The following is a 16,724-nucleotide window of genomic DNA, read 5'->3' as shown; positions in this document are numbered from 1 at the left end:
TCAGTCCAGTCGAATTCGGCGGAAAACGACATGGTCCGTCGCCGGCTGTCCTACGTTCTGTAGTTGGGTGGTCAGGCTTACTACGGACGGGGTCTCATGAACTATTCGATGTTGCCGCCGGAGATCAATTCGCTGCGGATGTTTTCTGGTGCGGGCTCGGTGCCGATGCTGGAGGCCGCGGCCGCGTGGGAGGGATTGGCTTCGGAATTGGGGTCTGCGGCCGCGTCGTTTTCGTCGCTGACCTCAGGGTTGGTCGGTCAGGCGTGGCAGGGTGCGGCGTCGGCGGCGATGGCGGCCGCGGCGTCTCCGTATGCGGGATTCTTGAGCGCGGCCGCCACCCGAGCCGAGGGGGCGGCCGGGCAGGCCCGGGCGGTGGCCAGTGTCTTCGAGGCGGCGCAGGCGGCGACGGTGCAGCCGCTACTGGTGGCGGCCAACCGGAATGCGTTGGTGCAGTTGGTGTTGTCGAATTGGTTCGGGTTCAACGCGCCCGCGATCGCTCAAATTGAGGGCCTGTACGAAGAGATGTGGGCTGCTGACGTGGCGGCGATGGCCGGGTATCACGCTGGGGCGTCGGCGGCGGCGGCGCAGTTGACGCCGTGGGCGCAGGCGCTGCAGGATCTGCCCAACTTGGGCGTCGGCAATATCGGTAACTCGAATCTGGGCAGCGGCAACACGGGCGACCTCAACGTGGGCAGCGGAAACTTCGGCAACTCTAACTTCGGCAGCGGAAACGGCTTCTCGATTACTACCGAGACCAGCAACGGAAACATCGGCAGCGGCAACTTCGGCAACAACAATGTCGGCAGCGGCAATTATGGCAACGCTAACTTCGGTTTCGGTAACGGAAACTTTGGCGCTGGAAAGAGCAGTGGAAATATCGGCAACGGAAACTTTGGCGATAACAATGTCGGCAGCGGCAACTTCGGAAACGCTAATACCGGCTTCGGAAATACCGGCCTAGGCAATATGGGCATCGGAAACAGCGGGAGCAACAACGTGGGCGCCGGGAATTCCGGTGGTCAGAACTGGGGCTTCGGCAACACCGGCATGGGCAACATTGGCTTCGGAAACACCGGCAACAACAATTTCGGTATTGGGCTCACCGGTGACAACCAGGTGGGCATCAACTTCGCTGGCGGGCTGAACTCGGGCAGCGGAAACATTGGCTTGTTCAACTCGGGCACAAGCAATGTCGGCTTCTTCAACTCCGGCGACAACAACATCGGCTTTGGCAACACGGCTAGCGGAAACGTCGGTATCGGAAACTCCGGCACTGGTTTCGGCAGCTTCGTGGGTGGCCATAACACGGGCTTTGGGAACTCGGGCTCCCTCAACACAGGCTTCGGAAACGCCGGCGTCCTGAATACGGGCGGGGGAAGTGCCGGCATAGCAAACTTTGGCTTCGGGAATTCGGGCCAGTTGAATGCGGGCAGCTTTAATGCGGGAGTCCTCAATACTGGCAATTTCAACGCGGGTGGTTACAATACCGGCGACTTTAACTCAGGTGTATTCAATACCGGCTGGGCCAACTCTGGCAGCACAAACACTGGTGTATTCAACGCGGGCACGCTCAATACCGGTGCTGGATTCATCGGCACTGGTCCTGGGCCGAATTCAGGCTTCGGCAATACCGGCGTTGGCAGCTCGGGTTTCTTCAACTCGGGTGATGGCGGCTCAGGCATCCAAAATGCGGGGCCGAACAACACTGGCTACTTTAATGCGCTCAGTGCCCAGGCCGCGGCGGGCATCGGCAACCGTGGCCCCAATACCGTGGGAATTGGGAATTCGGGCATGTTAAGCACCGGCTTTTACAACTCGGGCGCAAACACGTCGGGCGGCTTCAATACGGAAGATTCGCAATCCGGCTTCGGACACTAGCCTCGATTTTGCATGCGGCCTGACGGTGTGAACCGGGTCCTGGCCGGTTGGCGATTCGCAGGCTATCGCGATCGGTCGGCGCCTTCAGCGGTTTGGGGTTAGTGTCCGTCCCCGCGTGTGACCCTTGGTAGGCGTCAAAAATTGGCACCAGTGGCGGGTTCTCGACACGCAGCCCTGGCCAACCGGGGTGCTTCGTAATGAGCGGGCCTCGTTTGCGGGCGCCGCCACGACACGCGCAAATGTTCGCGGTTGACTCAAAACAGGAACACGTTCTAGCGTCGAAGAGTGTTCTCTAGTCCCGTCTCCGGCCCGCTCAGCTCAGCGATCGCGGAGGCTGAGAATCTCGTGGCCGCCGCCCCCCACATCGAGACCGAGGCCGACCTACTCGAAGGGCTGCAGTACCTGGCCGGGTGCATCGCGGGCTGCATGCACCTTGCTTTCGACTACGAGCGCGACCACCCGTTCCTGCAGTCGGGAACCGGGCCGTTCACCAAGATGGCCCTCGACAACCCCGACACCCTCTACTTCGGCACCCGCGTGCAGCCCGACCGCGACTATGTGGTCACCGGTAGACGCGGTACCACCACCGACCTGAGCTTCCAATTGCTCGGCGGCGAGTACACCGACGACAACGTCCCTGCCAGCCAGGTCGCGTTCGACGACCGGGAACTGGACATCGCCGCCGACGGTAGCTTCGAGTGGCGGCTGCGGCCCGCGAGTCCCGGGCAACTGGTGATCCGCGAGGTGTACGGCGACTGGTCACAGCAACGCGGCACGCTGGCCATCTCCAGGCTGGACACCGCTGGCACCGCGCCGCCACCGCTGACCCGCGAGACCATCGAAAAGCGTTACGCCACAGCCGGAAAGCAACTTGTCAACCGGGTGAAGACGTGGCTGCAGTTCCCGCAGTGGTTTTATCTCAACATCCCGGTCAACACCATGGTGGCGCCCAGGCTGACTCCGGGCGGACTGTCGACCCAGTATTCGTCGGCCGGGCATTTCGATCTGCGACCCGATCAGGCGCTGGTGATCACGGTGCCGGTCTCCGATGCGCCTTACCTGGGCTTCCAGTTGGGCAGTATGTGGTACATCTCGCTGGACTACATCAACCACCAGACCTCTCTGAATAACACTCAGGCCCAGGCGGATCCGGATGGCAAGGTTCGCATCGTCGTCGCCGACCAGAATCCGGGTGTAACCAACTGGGTTGAAACGCTCGGCCATCGCCGCGGGTTCTTGCAGTTCCGCTGGCAGCGGGTATCCCGCCAACTCACCGAGGCCGACGGGCCCACCGTCGAGCTGGTGGAGTTCGACGCAATTCCAGAGGCGCTGCCTTATTTCCCGTATAACAAGATTTCCGAGGACGATTGGCGCACGCGAATTGCTGTACGTCAGCAGCAAATTGCAGCCAGGATGCTGGGGTGACGGGATGCTGAAACGGAAGGTGGTCGTGATCAGTGGTGTTGGCCCCGGGCTAGGCACCACGCTGGCACAGCGGTGTGCGCGAGACGGTGCCGACCTGGTGCTGGCCGCTCGTAGTGCCGACCGTCTCGACGATGTCGCCAAGCAGATCACCGACATTGGGCGGCAAGCCGTGACGGTGCCCACCGACATCACCGACGATGACCAGGTGACCAATCTCGTCGACGCCACGTTGGAGGCGTACGGCAAGGTCGATGTGCTGATCAACAACGCGTTCCGGGTGCCGTCGATGAAACCGTTGGCCAGCACCACATTTCATCACATCCGTGATGCGATCGAGCTCAGCGCGCTGGGGGCGTTACGGCTCATCCAGGGCTTTACCCCGGCTTTGGCTGAGGCGCACGGATCCGTGGTCAACGTCAATTCCATGGTGATCCGCCACTCCCAGGCAAAATTCGGTGCCTACAAGATGGCCAAGTCGGCCCTGCTGGCTATGTCACAATCGCTGGCCACCGAACTCGGCGAAAAAGGAATTCGGGTGAACTCGGTTGTGCCTGGCTATATTTGGGGCGATACGTTGAAGGCCTACTTCGAGCATCAGGCCGGAAGGTACGGCACCACGGTGGATCAGATCTATAAGGCCACCGCGGCCAACTCCGACCTCAAGCGGCTGCCCACCGAGGACGAGGTGGCGTCGGCGATTCTCTTCCTCGCCAGCGATCTGTCCAGCGGCATCACCGGGCAAACCCTGGACGTCAATTGCGGGGAGTACCACACCTGATGGCCCATCGAACCGAGCGGACCGATGTGGCCACCGTTGACGAACTGCACGCCTCGGCTAGTAGGTTGGTGGGCCTCGACGACTTCGGAACCGACGACGACAACTACCGCGAAGCCTTGGGCGTGCTGCTCGACTCTTACCAGCGGGAAGCCGGTCTTACGGTGTTGGGCAGCAAGATGAATCGCTTCTTCCTGCGCGGTGCGCTGGTGGCCAGGCTGTTATCGGAAGCGGCCTGGAAGCAGTACCCGCAGCATGCCGACGTCGCCATCAAGCGGCCGATGTTCGTAACCGGCTTGGTGCGCACCGGCACTACGGCGCTGCACCGGCTACTGGGCGCCGACCCGGCGCATCAGGGTTTGCACATGTGGTTGGCCGAGTTTCCGCAGCCGCGCCCACCCCGCGAGACGTGGGAATCAAATCCGTTGTACCGCCAGCTCGACGCGCAGTTCACCCAGCACCACGAGGAGAATCCCGATTACACCGGCCTGCATTTCATGGCCGCCTACGAGCTGGAGGAGTGTTGGCAGCTGCTTCGGCAGTCGTTGCATTCGGTTTCCTACGAGACCCTGGCGCACCTGCCCAGCTACGCGCAATGGCTGTCGCGCCAGGACTGGACACCGTCGTATCGGCGGCACCGTCGCAACCTGCAGCTGATCGGGCTCAATGACGCCGAAAAGCGTTGGGTGCTCAAGAATCCCAGCCACCTGTTTGCGCTGGACGCCCTGATGTCGACCTATCCCGATGCGTTGGTGATACAGACCCATCGGCCGGTCGAAACCATCATGGCCTCGATGTGCTCGCTGGCCCAGCACACCACCGACGGGTGGTCGACGACGTTCGTTGGCGCCCAGATCGGTGCTGACGCAATGGAAACCTGGTCGCGCGGTTTGGAGCGGTTCAATACCGCTCGCGTCAAATACAATCCGGCGCAATTCTACGATGTCGACTACCACGACCTGATTGCCGACCCGCTGGGCACGGTGGCCGACATCTACCGGCACTTCGGGCTTACGTTGACCGACGAAGCTCGACGGGCCATGGCGACGATTCACGCCGAGAGCCAGACCGGTGCACGCGCGCCCAAGCATAAGTACTCGTTGGCCGACTACGGGTTAACCGTCGAAACCGTCAAGGAGCGGTTTGCCGGGCTGTAATTGGTCTCAGCTGTCACATGCGTCTCTGCGTTGGTGACCCCACAGTTCGCCCGCCTCGTAGCGACAAAAAATTCGTTGTCGCTACGAGGCGGGCAAAAAGAGTGCCCGTACGCAGAGAGGCCAATGGGGCTGATGTGATTAGTCGGGGTCGCGGGCGTCCAGGTAGCCTTCGGCCACGGCGTGCTCGATGCTGTCGCTGAGCCTCGGGCACGCCTTGGTGCGTGCGGTATCGCCGCCACCGGCGCGCACTTCGGCGAAGTGCGCGCAACGCTGCGACGCCTCGGTGTTCCATTGCACGGCGGTGTGACCCGGCCCGAGCCTCTTGACGGCCACCGTGACATGGCAGAAGCGGCAGTCCACCGGCATCAGCCCCGCCGTGAGGTAGCGCTCGCGGTCGGCGCGGGAGGCCGCTTGCACGGCCGCGGCGCGTTGCGGGTCGTCGGCGAAATCCCTTGATTTCGACCAGGTTCCGGAGCCGCCGTTAGACGTGGGCGCATCGTCGTGGCCGTGATGGTCACCGTGCAACAGCAGCATCGATCGGGCTAGCCAATCGACGTCAGGGACTGCCTGATCGTCGGACATGTCCGTCAGTGTTGCTCGGCGGGTACTTCGTCGGCTTCTTTTGCCTTCAGGTTCTCGGCCACCTCGGCGTTCCAGTATTCGTTGGCACGTGTGGTGTCGACCTCAATTTCGAAGCGCTCCACCATTTCTGGCTTGATGTCGGCTACATCTACATAAAACTGCTCATACCAGCGACGCAGTTGGTAGACGGCGCCATCCTCCTCGACCAACAGCGGGTTGTCGATCCTGGTCTTGTGTTTCCAGATCTCGACGTCCTGCAGGAAGCCCTTGCTGACACCGTCGGTGAACACCCGAGACAGCTTGTCGGTCATCTTTTCGTCCATCCCCTTGGGCTTTTCGACGATGACGCCCCACTGCAGCATGAAGGAATTCTGGGTGACCGGGTAGTGGCAGTTGATCAGAATCGACTCGGCCTTGTAGTCGCCGTAGCGGTTGTGCAGCCAATTGATCATGAACGACGGCCCAAAATAGGACGCCTCGGAGTCCAGGTGTGCTTCGCCGTAGGAGGTCCCTAGATCGTCAACATCGGGCCGGCCCACGTTGTGCAAGTACTGCGAGGCGATGTGGCCCTCGAAGACGTTCTTGAAGTACGTCGGCAAACCGAAATGGATGTAGAAGAAGTGCGCCATGTCGGTGACGTTGTCGATGATGTCGCGACAGTTGGATCCCTCGATGAGGATGCTGTTCCACCTCCAGTCGGTCCATTCGTCGCTGGCGGCCTCGGCAAGCTCGGGAATCCTGACCGCGGGGTCGGGTGGATTGCCTTCGTGGTCGTGCCAGACGAACAGCAGACCGCTGCGCACATCCGTCGTCCACGACCGGGTGCGCGCCATTCTGGGGGTGCGCTTGGCGTACGGCACCAACTTGCAGCGGCCGTCGCCACCCCAGCGCCAGTCGTGGAAGGGGCAGGCGATTTCGTCGCCTTTGATGGTGCCCTCGGCCAGGTCGCCGCCCATATGCCGGCAGTAGCCGTCGAGAACCTTCAAGTCCCCGTGTGAGTCGGCGAAAACCACCAGCTTGGTGCCGAACGCATTTACCCCGTGAGGTTTTCCATCTAGAAAGTCCTTGGCGACGCCGAGGCAATGCCAGCCGCGGGCATACCTGGTCGGCAAGGTGCCGGAATCGATTTCCCGGATGCCGACCCCATTTGTGTCGGTACTCACCTGTCACCTCCAACTCACTAAGCCTCTAACTAGAACACGTTACAGTTTTTCGGTTGGCAAGCGCAACGACGGCGGGTCTGGCCAAGGGATTTGCGTGGTGGGCGTATATCTAAACGATGCCGATGTTTGCCTTTGAGGGTCGAGCGCCCAAAGTTGATCCCACCGCCTTTGTCGCCCCGACCGCGACGCTGATCGGTGACGTCACGGTTGAGGCGGGGGCGTCGGTCTGGTTCAACGCCGTGTTGCGCGGCGATTACGCGCCGGTGGTGGTGCGGGAGGGCGCCAATGTGCAGGACGGGGCGGTGCTGCACGCGCCGCCCGGTATTCCGGTTGACATCGGTCCGGGGGCGACGGTGGCGCATTTGTGTTGCATCCACGGGGCGCACGTGGGGCAGGAGGCGCTGATTGCGAACCACGCCACAGTGTTGGACGGCGCGGTGATCGGCGCTCGCTGCATGGTGGCGGCCGGGGCGCTGGTGGTGGCGGGCACCCAGATTCCGGCGGGGATGCTGGTGGTCGGCGCGCCCGCCAAGGTCAAGGGGCCGATTGCAGGAACGGGCGCGGAGATGTGGGTCAACGTCAATCCGCAGGCCTATCGCGATCTGGCTCAGCGGCATCTGGCCGGGCTGGAGCTGATGTAGCTGGGCTGGTTCAGGGCGCGCCGGTCGCGATGGCGCCGCCGTCGCCGCCACCGAATGTGAACTACGCTACGCTCACACTCGGCGTGTCGCGTCGCGAGCTTCACAGTCGATGCGGCTTGCCCGATCCCGCAGGATGCGTCGGCAAATCATTCCGCGTCGGTTGACCCCGCGAACACGGCGTCGATTAGCTCCGGAACCGTGGTGCCGAGGACCTCGCTGAGCGCGACAAGCGTGGACAAACGTGGATTCGCGGGCTTGCGGTCGCTGCGTTTGCCCAGTCCATACTCCAGCAACTGGTAGTGGTTGCGGCTGATACCCGCGGACTGAGCAACGATCTCCTGCGTCAACCCCCGCTCTAGCCGGAGTTCAGCCAACTTTCGACCGAGTGCGCGCGCCAGCTCTCGCTCGATCGCAGACTCCGGCACTCCCGCAACATGCCGACGGCGAATCCTCTGGTCGACCATCTATAGATGGCCTTAGGATGCGTCCGTGTCGGTCGTGCCATGTATAGATGGCAGCAATGAGCAACTGACGAGGGGAGCGCGACTTGGCTGAGCCGATCGCCAACCCGATCCTGAATTCGCCTTACGAGGCGCCGACGCGGCATTTCGAGATTGGTCCTAGCGGTCCGACGGGCGTCATCCTGGCGGGGCGTCGGCCTAGCGAGTCGTACATCCCCATTCCGGCCACCCGAAAGGTCCGGCGCAATGGCGACGGGGTCCAGCAACGCCTCGACTTCGACATCACCGGTGAAAGGCGCGAGCGCAACACTCTAATCAACGACCTGCGTCGCGAAATAGAGCGATGGCGTGGTCGGGACTATGAGCGAGCGACACCGATCAGCCGCAAACTCATGCAGCACTGGGCAGACCCGCGAAGGGAAAATCGCGTGCTTTTCTGCCAGCGCGAGGCTGCCGAGACCGCGATCTTTCTGGCTGAGGTCGCGGGCCGACACGGATACAGCGACTGGCGGGTTCGCCTCGGCGAGGCCAACGACGAACATAACGCGGGTCTTCCCCGGATCGCGATGAAGATGGCGACCGGGTCGGGAAAGACCGTTGTGATGGCAATGCTGATCGCCTGGCATACCCTCAACAAGGTCTACGCGCCACGCGACTCGCGATTCACCAACCGGTTCTTGGTCATCACTCCCGGCATCACGATCCGTGACCGGCTACGGGTGTTGCGACCCGGCGACCCTGAAAACTATTACCGACAACGCGATCTCATCCCGCCCGATCTGCTAGGCGCACTGCAGCACGCGGTGATCGGAATCACCAACTACCACGCCTTCCTCCCGCGCATGGCCAAGGAGATGAAGGGCGTAAGCAGCAACACGCGAAAGCTTTTGGTAGCGAGCAAGCCCAACGATCCGTTTAAAGAGAGTCCCGACGCCGTGGTGGCCCGGGTACTGCGCGATCTCGGAATGAGCGGATCCACGGTAAAGAACGAAATCGTCATCCTCAATGACGAAGCCCACCATTGTTATCAGGAAAGGTCGGTCGCCAATCGATTGTCCCGTGAAGAGGACGAGGCCAACGAAGAGGCGAGGGTATGGTTCCGCGGGATCCAGGCACTTGCGAGCCGCGTTGGCGTCAAGCAGATCTATGACCTATCCGCGACACCGTTTTACCTGTCCGGGTCTGGCCGCCCCGAGGGTCTCATTTTCGGCTGGACCGTCAGCGACTTCTCGCTGATGGACGCCATCGAATCGGGGATCGTGAAGGTTCCGCGCATTCCGGTCGACGATGATGCCGCGGGCAATCTCGTGAGCTATCTGATGCTCTGGCAACACGTGGGCGATCAGCTGCCGAGGCGAAAGTCCAAGGGAGCCCACTATTCTGAGTGGGATCCACCTCGCGTTCTGCAAGGTGCGCTGAATAGTCTCTATACGAGCTACCAGCGCGCCTTTCGCTATTGGGAGGCTAACCGGGAGTCGCTCGGCGAAACACCGCCGGTGTTTATCGTTGTCTGCCCGAATACCCTTGTCTCCAAGTTGGTTTACGACTGGATCGCGGGCCGTGACGTCGAGGTGGACGGGGCACTGGTCCGTCGGGCTGGCAACCTGGCGCTGTTCAGCAACGTCGAAGACGGGACCCTCTTGGCGCGGCCGCGGACGATCTTGGTCGACTCTGCCCAGCTCGAAAGCGGTGAAGTGCTCAAGGGTGACTTCAAGGAAGCGGCCGCCGCTGAGATCACTTCGTTCAAAACGCAATACCGGCTGGATCATCCCGGCGCAGACGTCGACAAACTCACCGACGCGGACATCCTGCGCGAGGTGATGAACACAGTCGGCAAACCAGGGATGCTCGGCGCCGAGATCCGATGCGTCGTCAGTGTTGCCATGCTGACCGAAGGATGGGACGCCAACACCGTTACCCACATCCTGGGTATCCGCGCATTCAACAGCCAACTGTTGTGCGAACAGGTAGTCGGGCGCGGGTTGCGACGCAGGTCCTACGTTGCCAACGATGACGGGCTGTTCGAACCGGAATACGCCAACATTTATGGGATACCGTTCGCGTTCATTCCATCCGACCGGGCGATCAAGGAGTCGCCGCCCGCACGTCCGGCTTTGGAGGTCCACGCCGTACGGGGGCGCGAACACCTGCGGATCTGGTTCCCCAAGCTCGACGGTTACCGCATCGAATTGCCGGATGACCCACTGCATCTCGATCTGGACGCGCTTAGGCCGTTTGTGATTGGAGAGGACGAAGTGCCCACCTGGACCGAGACGGCACCCGTTGTCGGGGTTAGCGAGCGGGTAGCGGCACTACGGGATGTCAGGCCGCAGGAAGTGGCATTCCACATGGCTCGATGCTTGCTCGTCCGCCACTTCGAGCTCAATTCCGATCGACGCCCATGGCTCTTCCCGCAGCTGGCGCGGATCTGCTCTCGTTGGGTGAAGCAATGCGTCGAAGTCAGGGATGGGCGCACCATCGGCTGCCTGCTGACCAACGCAGAGTTACAGAATTCGGCTGCGGAAGACCTGATGGCGGCGATCGTCCGTCAGGTCGGGTCACAACGCGGCCGACTGCGCGCCATGCTCCGACCATTCGACTCGGTCGGCAGCACCGGCGACGTTCGGTTCCTCACTCGCAAGGCGCATACGGAAACCGATAAGTCTGAAGTAAGCCATGTCGTTTACGACGGCGCCGATGGCAACACCTGGGAACAAATCGTCGCACTGGAATGTGAGCTCAACCCCAGTGTGGCGGCTTACGTCAAGAACGACCACCTTGGATTCGCCATCCCTTACGTCCATTTGGGCCGCACGCATTCGTACGTGCCCGACTTCCTGTTGCGCCTGCGCCGCGCCGACGGCGAGGACATTGACCGCACGCTGATCGTCGAGGTATCCGGCAGGCGAAAAGATCCTGGACCAACGCGGGAGAAGGCACGCACCGCGAAGGAGAAATGGGTTCCCGCGGTGAACAACCATGGCGGTTTTGGGCGCTGGGGATTTGTCGAAGTGATCGACATGAACACGGTACGCGATGTGCTGAATGGCGCGATAGACAACCTCTACAACGACGCCGCCATAATTGGGGACGAGGACTTGCTCGACTTCAGGGCTCGCCGTGGCGCGTAAGAAAGCGGTGGGACCGACCGTTGTTGGAGCGATCCAGCATTACGACACCCGGACCAATATTCCTACAGCTGATGCCGAGGATTTCGTCGATCCAGAGTGGACAAGGCCGAAACAGCTGCACTACGAACGTGATCCGAGCCTGGACCCGCAGCTAGTGTGGCGCGGAAAGGATAAGCAGGACTCGTCGGATCTCACTGCCGACGCTCCGCCAATCTACATTCAGGAGAAGATCGAACCTCAGGTGCTGATCGAGAACCTCCGCCGTACCGCCGAGCGGCCTGAAGACGAGCCGGAGTTGACGTTGTTTGACGACTTCGACGGACTTGACGAGTTGTCGCAGATCGAGTTCTACCAGCATCCGGTGCATTGGGCCAACCGTATGATTCTTGGTGACTCGCTAAACGTCATGGCATCGCTCGTCGAACGAGAATCGTTGCGGGGCAAGGTGCAGATGATCTACATCGACCCGCCATACGGAATCAAGTTCGGCTCCAATTGGCAGGTGTCGGCGCGCACCCGCGATGTCAAAGACGGTAAGCTCGAAGATCTTGTGCGAGAAGCCGAGCAAATCAAGGCATTCCGCGACACTTGGGAATTGGGCATCCACTCGTATCTGGCCTACCTTCGTGATCGGTTGGTTGTTACGCGCGACCTACTTACCGAGTCCGGGTCGTGCTTCGTCCAGATCGGCGATGAGAATGTGCATTTGGTGCGGTGTCTGATGGATGAAGTGTTCGGCAGTGACAATTTCGTCGCACATATCAACTACTTTACGACGAGCGGGCGGGCCTCGGACTTTCTTGACCTTGTCAGCGATTCGTTGATCTGGTATGCCAAAGATCGGCCACTGGCAAAATATCGGAACCTATTGAAGCCCCGGCCGAGCCGCACCCTCCGAGAGCAGTACACCCGGATACACACCGTCGATGGCGTCATGCGCGCTGCTACTTTGGAGGAACGACTTGGAGTTGACCCGCTCCCAACCGGAGCCGTGCGGTTTATGCCGGGGGATATGTCATCGTCAGGTGTCACTGGCGATAGCGAAGACTACGAGTTCGATGGTCAGAGGTGGAGTCTTCCGCCAAACACTCATTGGAAGACCAACAAAGTAGGACGAGATCGCCTCGTGATCGCGAACCGTCTGGTTGGGATTGGTAAGCGATTGCGGTATGTTCGGCTCGAGTCGGATTTTCCGTGGGTACCATTCACGAATCTTTGGGACGACACCGTAATCAGTGGTTACGCCGACGCGAAAACATATGTGGTCCAAACCTCACCTAAGGTGATCGAGCGTTGCGTACTCATGACCACAGACCCAGGTGACTTGGTCCTGGACCCGACATGCGGCAGTGGCACAACGGCTTTCGTGGCCGAGCAGTGGGGGCGTCGGTGGATCACCATCGACACCTCGCGGGTTGCCCTCGCACTAGCCCGCCAGCGACTGATGAGCGCAAGATTTCCGCACTACCTTCTGGCTGACTCTAAGGAAGGCCGTCGGAAAGAAGCGGAGCTAACCGGGAAGCCGGCTTCCTCGGAGCCTGTTACCAACGACATTCGGCACGGGTTCGTCTACGAGCGTGTCCAGCACATCACCTTGAAGTCGATCGCCAACAATCCCGACATCAAGGAAGGGATGACGCGCGAGGAGATTGATGCGGCGATCAAGCGCCATGCCGAATACGAGTACTTGTACGACAAGCCCTACGAGGAGAAAGTCAAGGTTCGGGTCGCCGGAAGATTCACCGTCGAAAGTCTGTCGCCGCACAGGTCTTTGGCCTTCGGCGGAATAATGGATGACTACGCCGTTGAGACGATCAGTGAAGCCGCGGCAGCGATCGACCCGGATTCGCCCACGTTCGAGCAGACCATCCTCGACAACCTGGCCAAGGCCGGCATCCAGAACGGCAGGCGTCGTGAGCGGATCGAGTTCGCGTCGGTTGATGCCTACGCAGGCACCTACATCCAGGCGGTCGGAGAGCGGCGCGACGACCCCGACAGCGCGCGCATCGGGCTTGCGATCGGCCCGCAGTACGGCACTGTAGGCGCGGCATTTATCAGAGACGCAGCGCGCGAAGCGATCAAGGCGGGTGACATTGACCTATTGTGTGTCCTCGCGTTCGCCTTCGATCCGCAGGCCACCGGGGTCACAGAGGACGATGGAGTCACAGTCGACGCTTCCGACGAAGGATTCGCGAATGTGACTGGCCAGCGCCGCCTGGGACGCATCCAGGTGCTGATGGTCCGAATGAACGCCGATCTGCTGATGGGTGAAGACCTCAAGAAGACCGATTCGGCGAACTTGTTTACCGTTTTCGGAGAGCCCGACTTCGAAGTGCGCAAGGTGGACGATGGCAAGCTTGTGGTCGATCTCAAGGGGGTCGACGTCTATGATCCCACCAGCGGGGTGGTCCGCAGCAACGACACCGGGCAGATCGCACTGTGGATGATCGACACCGATTATGACGAGACATCGTTTTTCGTTCGGCACTGCTACTTCACTGGCGGCAACGACCCGTACAAGAAGCTAAAGACGGCGTTACGGGCCGACATACAGTCGGATGCCTGGGCGGCTCTGTACCGTACCGTCTCCCTCCCGTTCGAACCTCCGCAGACCGGCAAGATTGCCGTCAAAGTTATCAACGACTACGGGGACGAAGCGATGAAGGTTGTTAACGTGTGAACGAGCGGTGAACGTACAGCGTCGACCTGATCGCGCGGGCAGCGGAGCAAGTTCATGAACCGGTGTCGGAGTTCGTCCGACGAGCCGTTGCTGAAAGGGCCGGGCGGGTGCTCGCGCAGGACCAGATCACTGTTATGCCTGCCGCTCAGTTCGACGCTCTACTTGCATCGCTTGACGTGGCCGATGATGCAGCTGTGTTGGCTGCTGCCGCAAGGGAACCCAGGAAGGTCACCCGCCGGTAGCGGCGATGTATGAATCGACGCGATTGACCGAGGCGCACGATCTCTCTGAGTTCACTTGCGGAAGGAGCTCTCTCGAAGAGTAGTTGGCCGTCGCTGCCCTTCGCACGCAGCGTGCCGGAACTGCGCAGACGTGTGTCTGGACCGACGGGCAGCCGACACGATATCGGTCTATCTTTCATTAGCTCCCACCTAGGGCATCCGTGACGCTGACGGAGTTTCGCGGGAATTGTCGGGAGGATACTCGCGCATTCCCGCGTGCCTCGTTGGTCGGCAGGCCTTGCACAGGTAACTCCATGGCCAGGGGTTTGGTGGCCTTATCTGTAACCGATTTTGGGGTGTGTAGGGCTGTTACCGACGTGCGTTTGGGCGCTACGGGCTAGGTTTCGTCGTGGGTAACAGTGTTATCTGTAGGGGTGTCACCGACGTTGGTGCCTGCTCCGGCGATGCTGCGATCGTCCGCTCCGCGTGAATCTGGGCCATGGTAGCTAGCGCTTGTCGAGAAGCTTCATCATCCTACGGCTGTTGTGCATTATGTGGTCACTGACGGGCAGTATCGGTATCCCATAGCTCAGCAAGTACAGTTGCAGCGACGCAACACCTTTGGACGCGGCGGTGCGCCATTTCGCGATCAAGTCCATCATGTTGGGATTCATTCCGCCCTTCGCCCCTATGTCGGCCATCCCTTCGAGCAACTGAAGGTCTGACAGCGGAACGATCCCGGGGGCGTACACCTGCGGCTGAAGATGCTTGAACGCGTTAATGCTTCGGAGATTGATGTCAAACTGAGCCAGCAGTCCGGTGACGACGCCGGCGTCGGGCACGATGACGAGCGGGGCGTACATCGTCTTGTTGTCGACCTTTTCGTTTTCCCAGCCGCCGTGCTTCTGGACGAGGTCGATGGTGGAGAGTAGTTGCCTGTACTTGCCGCTGTCGGTGTCCATGAAGATTTTCTCGACGTCGGCGCTGTACTCTTCCCAACTCGCAAGGCCTTGCGCCGCATCCGCTTTCACCGCGTGGTTCGTGGCGTCGATCACGATGCAATGGTCTTTGCCGAACAGCATCCAGTCACAGACCGACGGCGCTTCGCCCTTCTTCTGCGTCCACGCGGCCTGCATTTCGTCTTCGTCGACGATCGCTCGCAGATGGGGGCACTTGTCGTGGATGCGATGGAGAATCCCGCTGACGAATTGTTCGAACGTGTCATTCATCGCAGTCTTGAACCGATTGCGCAGCGCTCCTCGGAAACTGGCCCACGCTTCGAAGTAGAGCTGTGCACCGCATAGCCGGTCGAGGGCCCATTGATGGCGGATGGCGACGAATGTGTTGTCATCGACGGCCAGGAATGGGTACTGCGTGAGGGTGTAGCGCTGATGGCTGATTGGCCCAGCGTTGCGATCCTCCTGCAACTTTGCCTTGAAGTCCTCCAGTCGCGGCGCCATGTTCGCGAAAAGGTAGTCGATCGCGGACTCCGGCGCGCCGTCGGCCAGTAGTTCATCGCGGGTGAACTGGACCTGATGGCTCTTGGTGCTGCGCTTGATGATCCGGCGTCCGAGACGCATGACGTCGAGTAGTTCGACACCAGTGGCGATCTTAAAGGCCTCCGCGGGCGTCGCCCCCAGGCCGGTCGTCTTCGACCTCGACGCCCACTCCGTGAACCACAAGTCGAAGGAGTTCGAAAGCACGATCTCCAATCTCAGCGGCGCGTTGAAGAGCGCCGACGCGATTTCCTCCTGTATGAGCGGCTTGGCGTACTCGTGCATCTCTTCAGCGCCCATCTTCGGCAGCTTGCACTGAAGCTTCGCGATTTCGGCGGCGGTGGGCACGTCGCCTGAGAACTCGGAGTTGAGGTTCTGTTCCGTCGTGATCGACAGCAGCATGTGCGTCAGTATGTTGCGGTCGATGACCGGTGCGGCGTCGGCTGCTGTGGCGTACTCGATGATCTCGCGCATAAGCTGCGCGGTCGCACGGGGCGAGATGAGCATGTCGTTGTAAATGACGATCCTGTTGAGGGCCTTCTCGCAAACACCCCCGGTGCCGCCGCCAGCGAGGAAATCCCCCTCAACGTCGCGTACGCCCTGAGTGGTCGTGTAGGCCACGTCCCACTGCGCCTGCAGGCGGGTAACAGTTTCGAGAGCGTCGTAAAGGTTGATGCTGGCGAGTAGTTCGCGCCGCTCGTCTTCTGTCAGCGGGTTCAATCCAAGCAGTCCGCAGACGATCAGCTGCGGCTGCGACGTCAAGTAGGACATGGTGTGTGACATCAGGTCATCTGTCACCGGATTTCCGAGCGGCGGCAGCCACGGCGGCGGCCGATTTCCGGGCGCAGCGGGCACCCGGCCCGCAGCGAACAGAGGGTTGGGCTTGGGCGTGCTCTTGCCGCCGCGCGGCCCCCGGTAGCGAGACTTACCCGACATGAGCGTCGGCCCTCTCATCGAGCAACTCGTTGATCGGACAGCTCGACGGTTCGCCGCTCTGTTCGCGGATCGACTGGCACACGGCGGCGAGCAACCTCGACTCGGCGTCGGTGTTGTCACGAGTGCGCATGTAGTCAAGGCTACGGAAGCACGCTGACAACCAGCTAGCGAATTTTCG

Annotated in this window: 13 protein-coding genes; 8 read left to right on the top strand and 5 right to left on the bottom strand. The window is 61.0% G+C overall.

Features of this window, described 5'->3' with window-relative positions; all coding sequences use genetic code 11:
* Window positions 1-96: 96 nt before the first annotated feature.
* The 4 genes from AADZ78_RS24600 (at window position 97) to AADZ78_RS24585 (ending at window position 5,235) form a co-directional block, all read left to right on the top strand.
* Window positions 97-1,878, top strand: a complete 1,782-nt coding sequence (locus tag AADZ78_RS24600; protein WP_085251125.1) for a PPE family protein — start codon at window positions 97-99, stop codon at window positions 1,876-1,878.
* Window positions 1,879-2,163: 285 nt separating this feature from the next.
* On the top strand, window positions 2,164-3,303 hold the full coding sequence (locus AADZ78_RS24595) for a hypothetical protein (protein ID WP_085251124.1): 1,140 nt from the start codon (window positions 2,164-2,166) through the stop codon (window positions 3,301-3,303).
* A gap of 4 nt (window positions 3,304-3,307) precedes the next feature.
* A complete protein-coding gene (locus AADZ78_RS24590) occupies window positions 3,308-4,081 on the top strand; it encodes an SDR family oxidoreductase (RefSeq protein ID WP_085251123.1) in 774 nt (257 codons plus the stop codon).
* Window positions 4,081-5,235, top strand: a complete 1,155-nt coding sequence (locus AADZ78_RS24585) for a sulfotransferase family protein (protein ID WP_085251122.1) — start codon at window positions 4,081-4,083, stop codon at window positions 5,233-5,235. Before AADZ78_RS24590 ends, AADZ78_RS24585 begins: the two co-directional genes overlap by 1 nt.
* 138 nt (window positions 5,236-5,373) lie before the next feature.
* Here AADZ78_RS24585 and AADZ78_RS24580 read toward each other — a convergent pair whose 3' ends face one another.
* Together AADZ78_RS24580 and AADZ78_RS24575 are read right to left on the bottom strand one after the other, a co-directional pair.
* Entirely contained in the window at window positions 5,374-5,817 is a 444-nt protein-coding gene (locus AADZ78_RS24580) for a hypothetical protein (protein ID WP_085251121.1), read from the bottom strand.
* A gap of 5 nt (window positions 5,818-5,822) precedes the next feature.
* A complete protein-coding gene (locus AADZ78_RS24575; protein ID WP_085251120.1) occupies window positions 5,823-6,980 on the bottom strand; it encodes a Rieske 2Fe-2S domain-containing protein in 1,158 nt (385 codons plus the stop codon).
* Between the two features lie 116 nt (window positions 6,981-7,096).
* Between AADZ78_RS24575 and AADZ78_RS24570 the strand changes: the two genes are divergently transcribed.
* Complete coding sequence (locus tag AADZ78_RS24570) at window positions 7,097-7,621, top strand: gamma carbonic anhydrase family protein (RefSeq protein ID WP_085251119.1); 525 nt, start codon at window positions 7,097-7,099, stop codon at window positions 7,619-7,621.
* 146 nt (window positions 7,622-7,767) lie between these two features.
* Here the strand turns inward: AADZ78_RS24570 and AADZ78_RS24565 are convergent, their stop codons facing one another.
* Entirely contained in the window at window positions 7,768-8,085 is a 318-nt protein-coding gene (locus AADZ78_RS24565) for a helix-turn-helix domain-containing protein (RefSeq protein ID WP_085251118.1), read from the bottom strand.
* Between the two features lie 83 nt (window positions 8,086-8,168).
* On the opposite strand from AADZ78_RS24565, the gene AADZ78_RS24560 reads away from it, so the two are divergent.
* The 3 genes from AADZ78_RS24560 to AADZ78_RS24550 are packed head-to-tail and all read left to right on the top strand — an operon-like array spanning window position 8,169 to window position 14,135.
* The gene (locus tag AADZ78_RS24560; RefSeq protein ID WP_085251117.1) at window positions 8,169-11,213 is read left to right on the top strand and encodes a BPTD_3080 family restriction endonuclease; all 3,045 of its coding nucleotides are present in this window, start codon (window positions 8,169-8,171) and stop codon (window positions 11,211-11,213) included.
* Window positions 11,203-13,893, top strand: a complete 2,691-nt coding sequence (locus AADZ78_RS24555; RefSeq protein ID WP_085251116.1) for a site-specific DNA-methyltransferase — start codon at window positions 11,203-11,205, stop codon at window positions 13,891-13,893. The genes AADZ78_RS24560 and AADZ78_RS24555 overlap by 11 nt, the downstream gene beginning before the upstream one ends.
* Window positions 13,894-13,919: 26 nt before the next feature.
* Entirely contained in the window at window positions 13,920-14,135 is a 216-nt protein-coding gene (locus AADZ78_RS24550) for a DUF1778 domain-containing protein (RefSeq protein WP_085251115.1), read from the top strand.
* A gap of 485 nt (window positions 14,136-14,620) precedes the next feature.
* Here AADZ78_RS24550 and AADZ78_RS24545 read toward each other — a convergent pair whose 3' ends face one another.
* A complete protein-coding gene (locus tag AADZ78_RS24545; RefSeq protein ID WP_085251114.1) occupies window positions 14,621-16,546 on the bottom strand; it encodes a hypothetical protein in 1,926 nt (641 codons plus the stop codon).
* The gene (locus AADZ78_RS24540; protein ID WP_169726333.1) at window positions 16,536-16,676 is read right to left on the bottom strand and encodes a hypothetical protein; all 141 of its coding nucleotides are present in this window, start codon (window positions 16,674-16,676) and stop codon (window positions 16,536-16,538) included. The genes AADZ78_RS24545 and AADZ78_RS24540 overlap by 11 nt, the downstream gene beginning before the upstream one ends.
* Between the last annotated feature and the right edge of the window lie 48 nt (window positions 16,677-16,724).

Origin of the sequence: Mycobacterium riyadhense (assembly GCF_963853645.1) — a bacterium.
GTDB classification, from domain to species: domain Bacteria; phylum Actinomycetota; class Actinomycetes; order Mycobacteriales; family Mycobacteriaceae; genus Mycobacterium; species Mycobacterium riyadhense.
The sequence above is the reverse complement of the archived record's forward strand: the minus strand, read 5'-3'. Positions and strand labels throughout refer to the sequence as shown.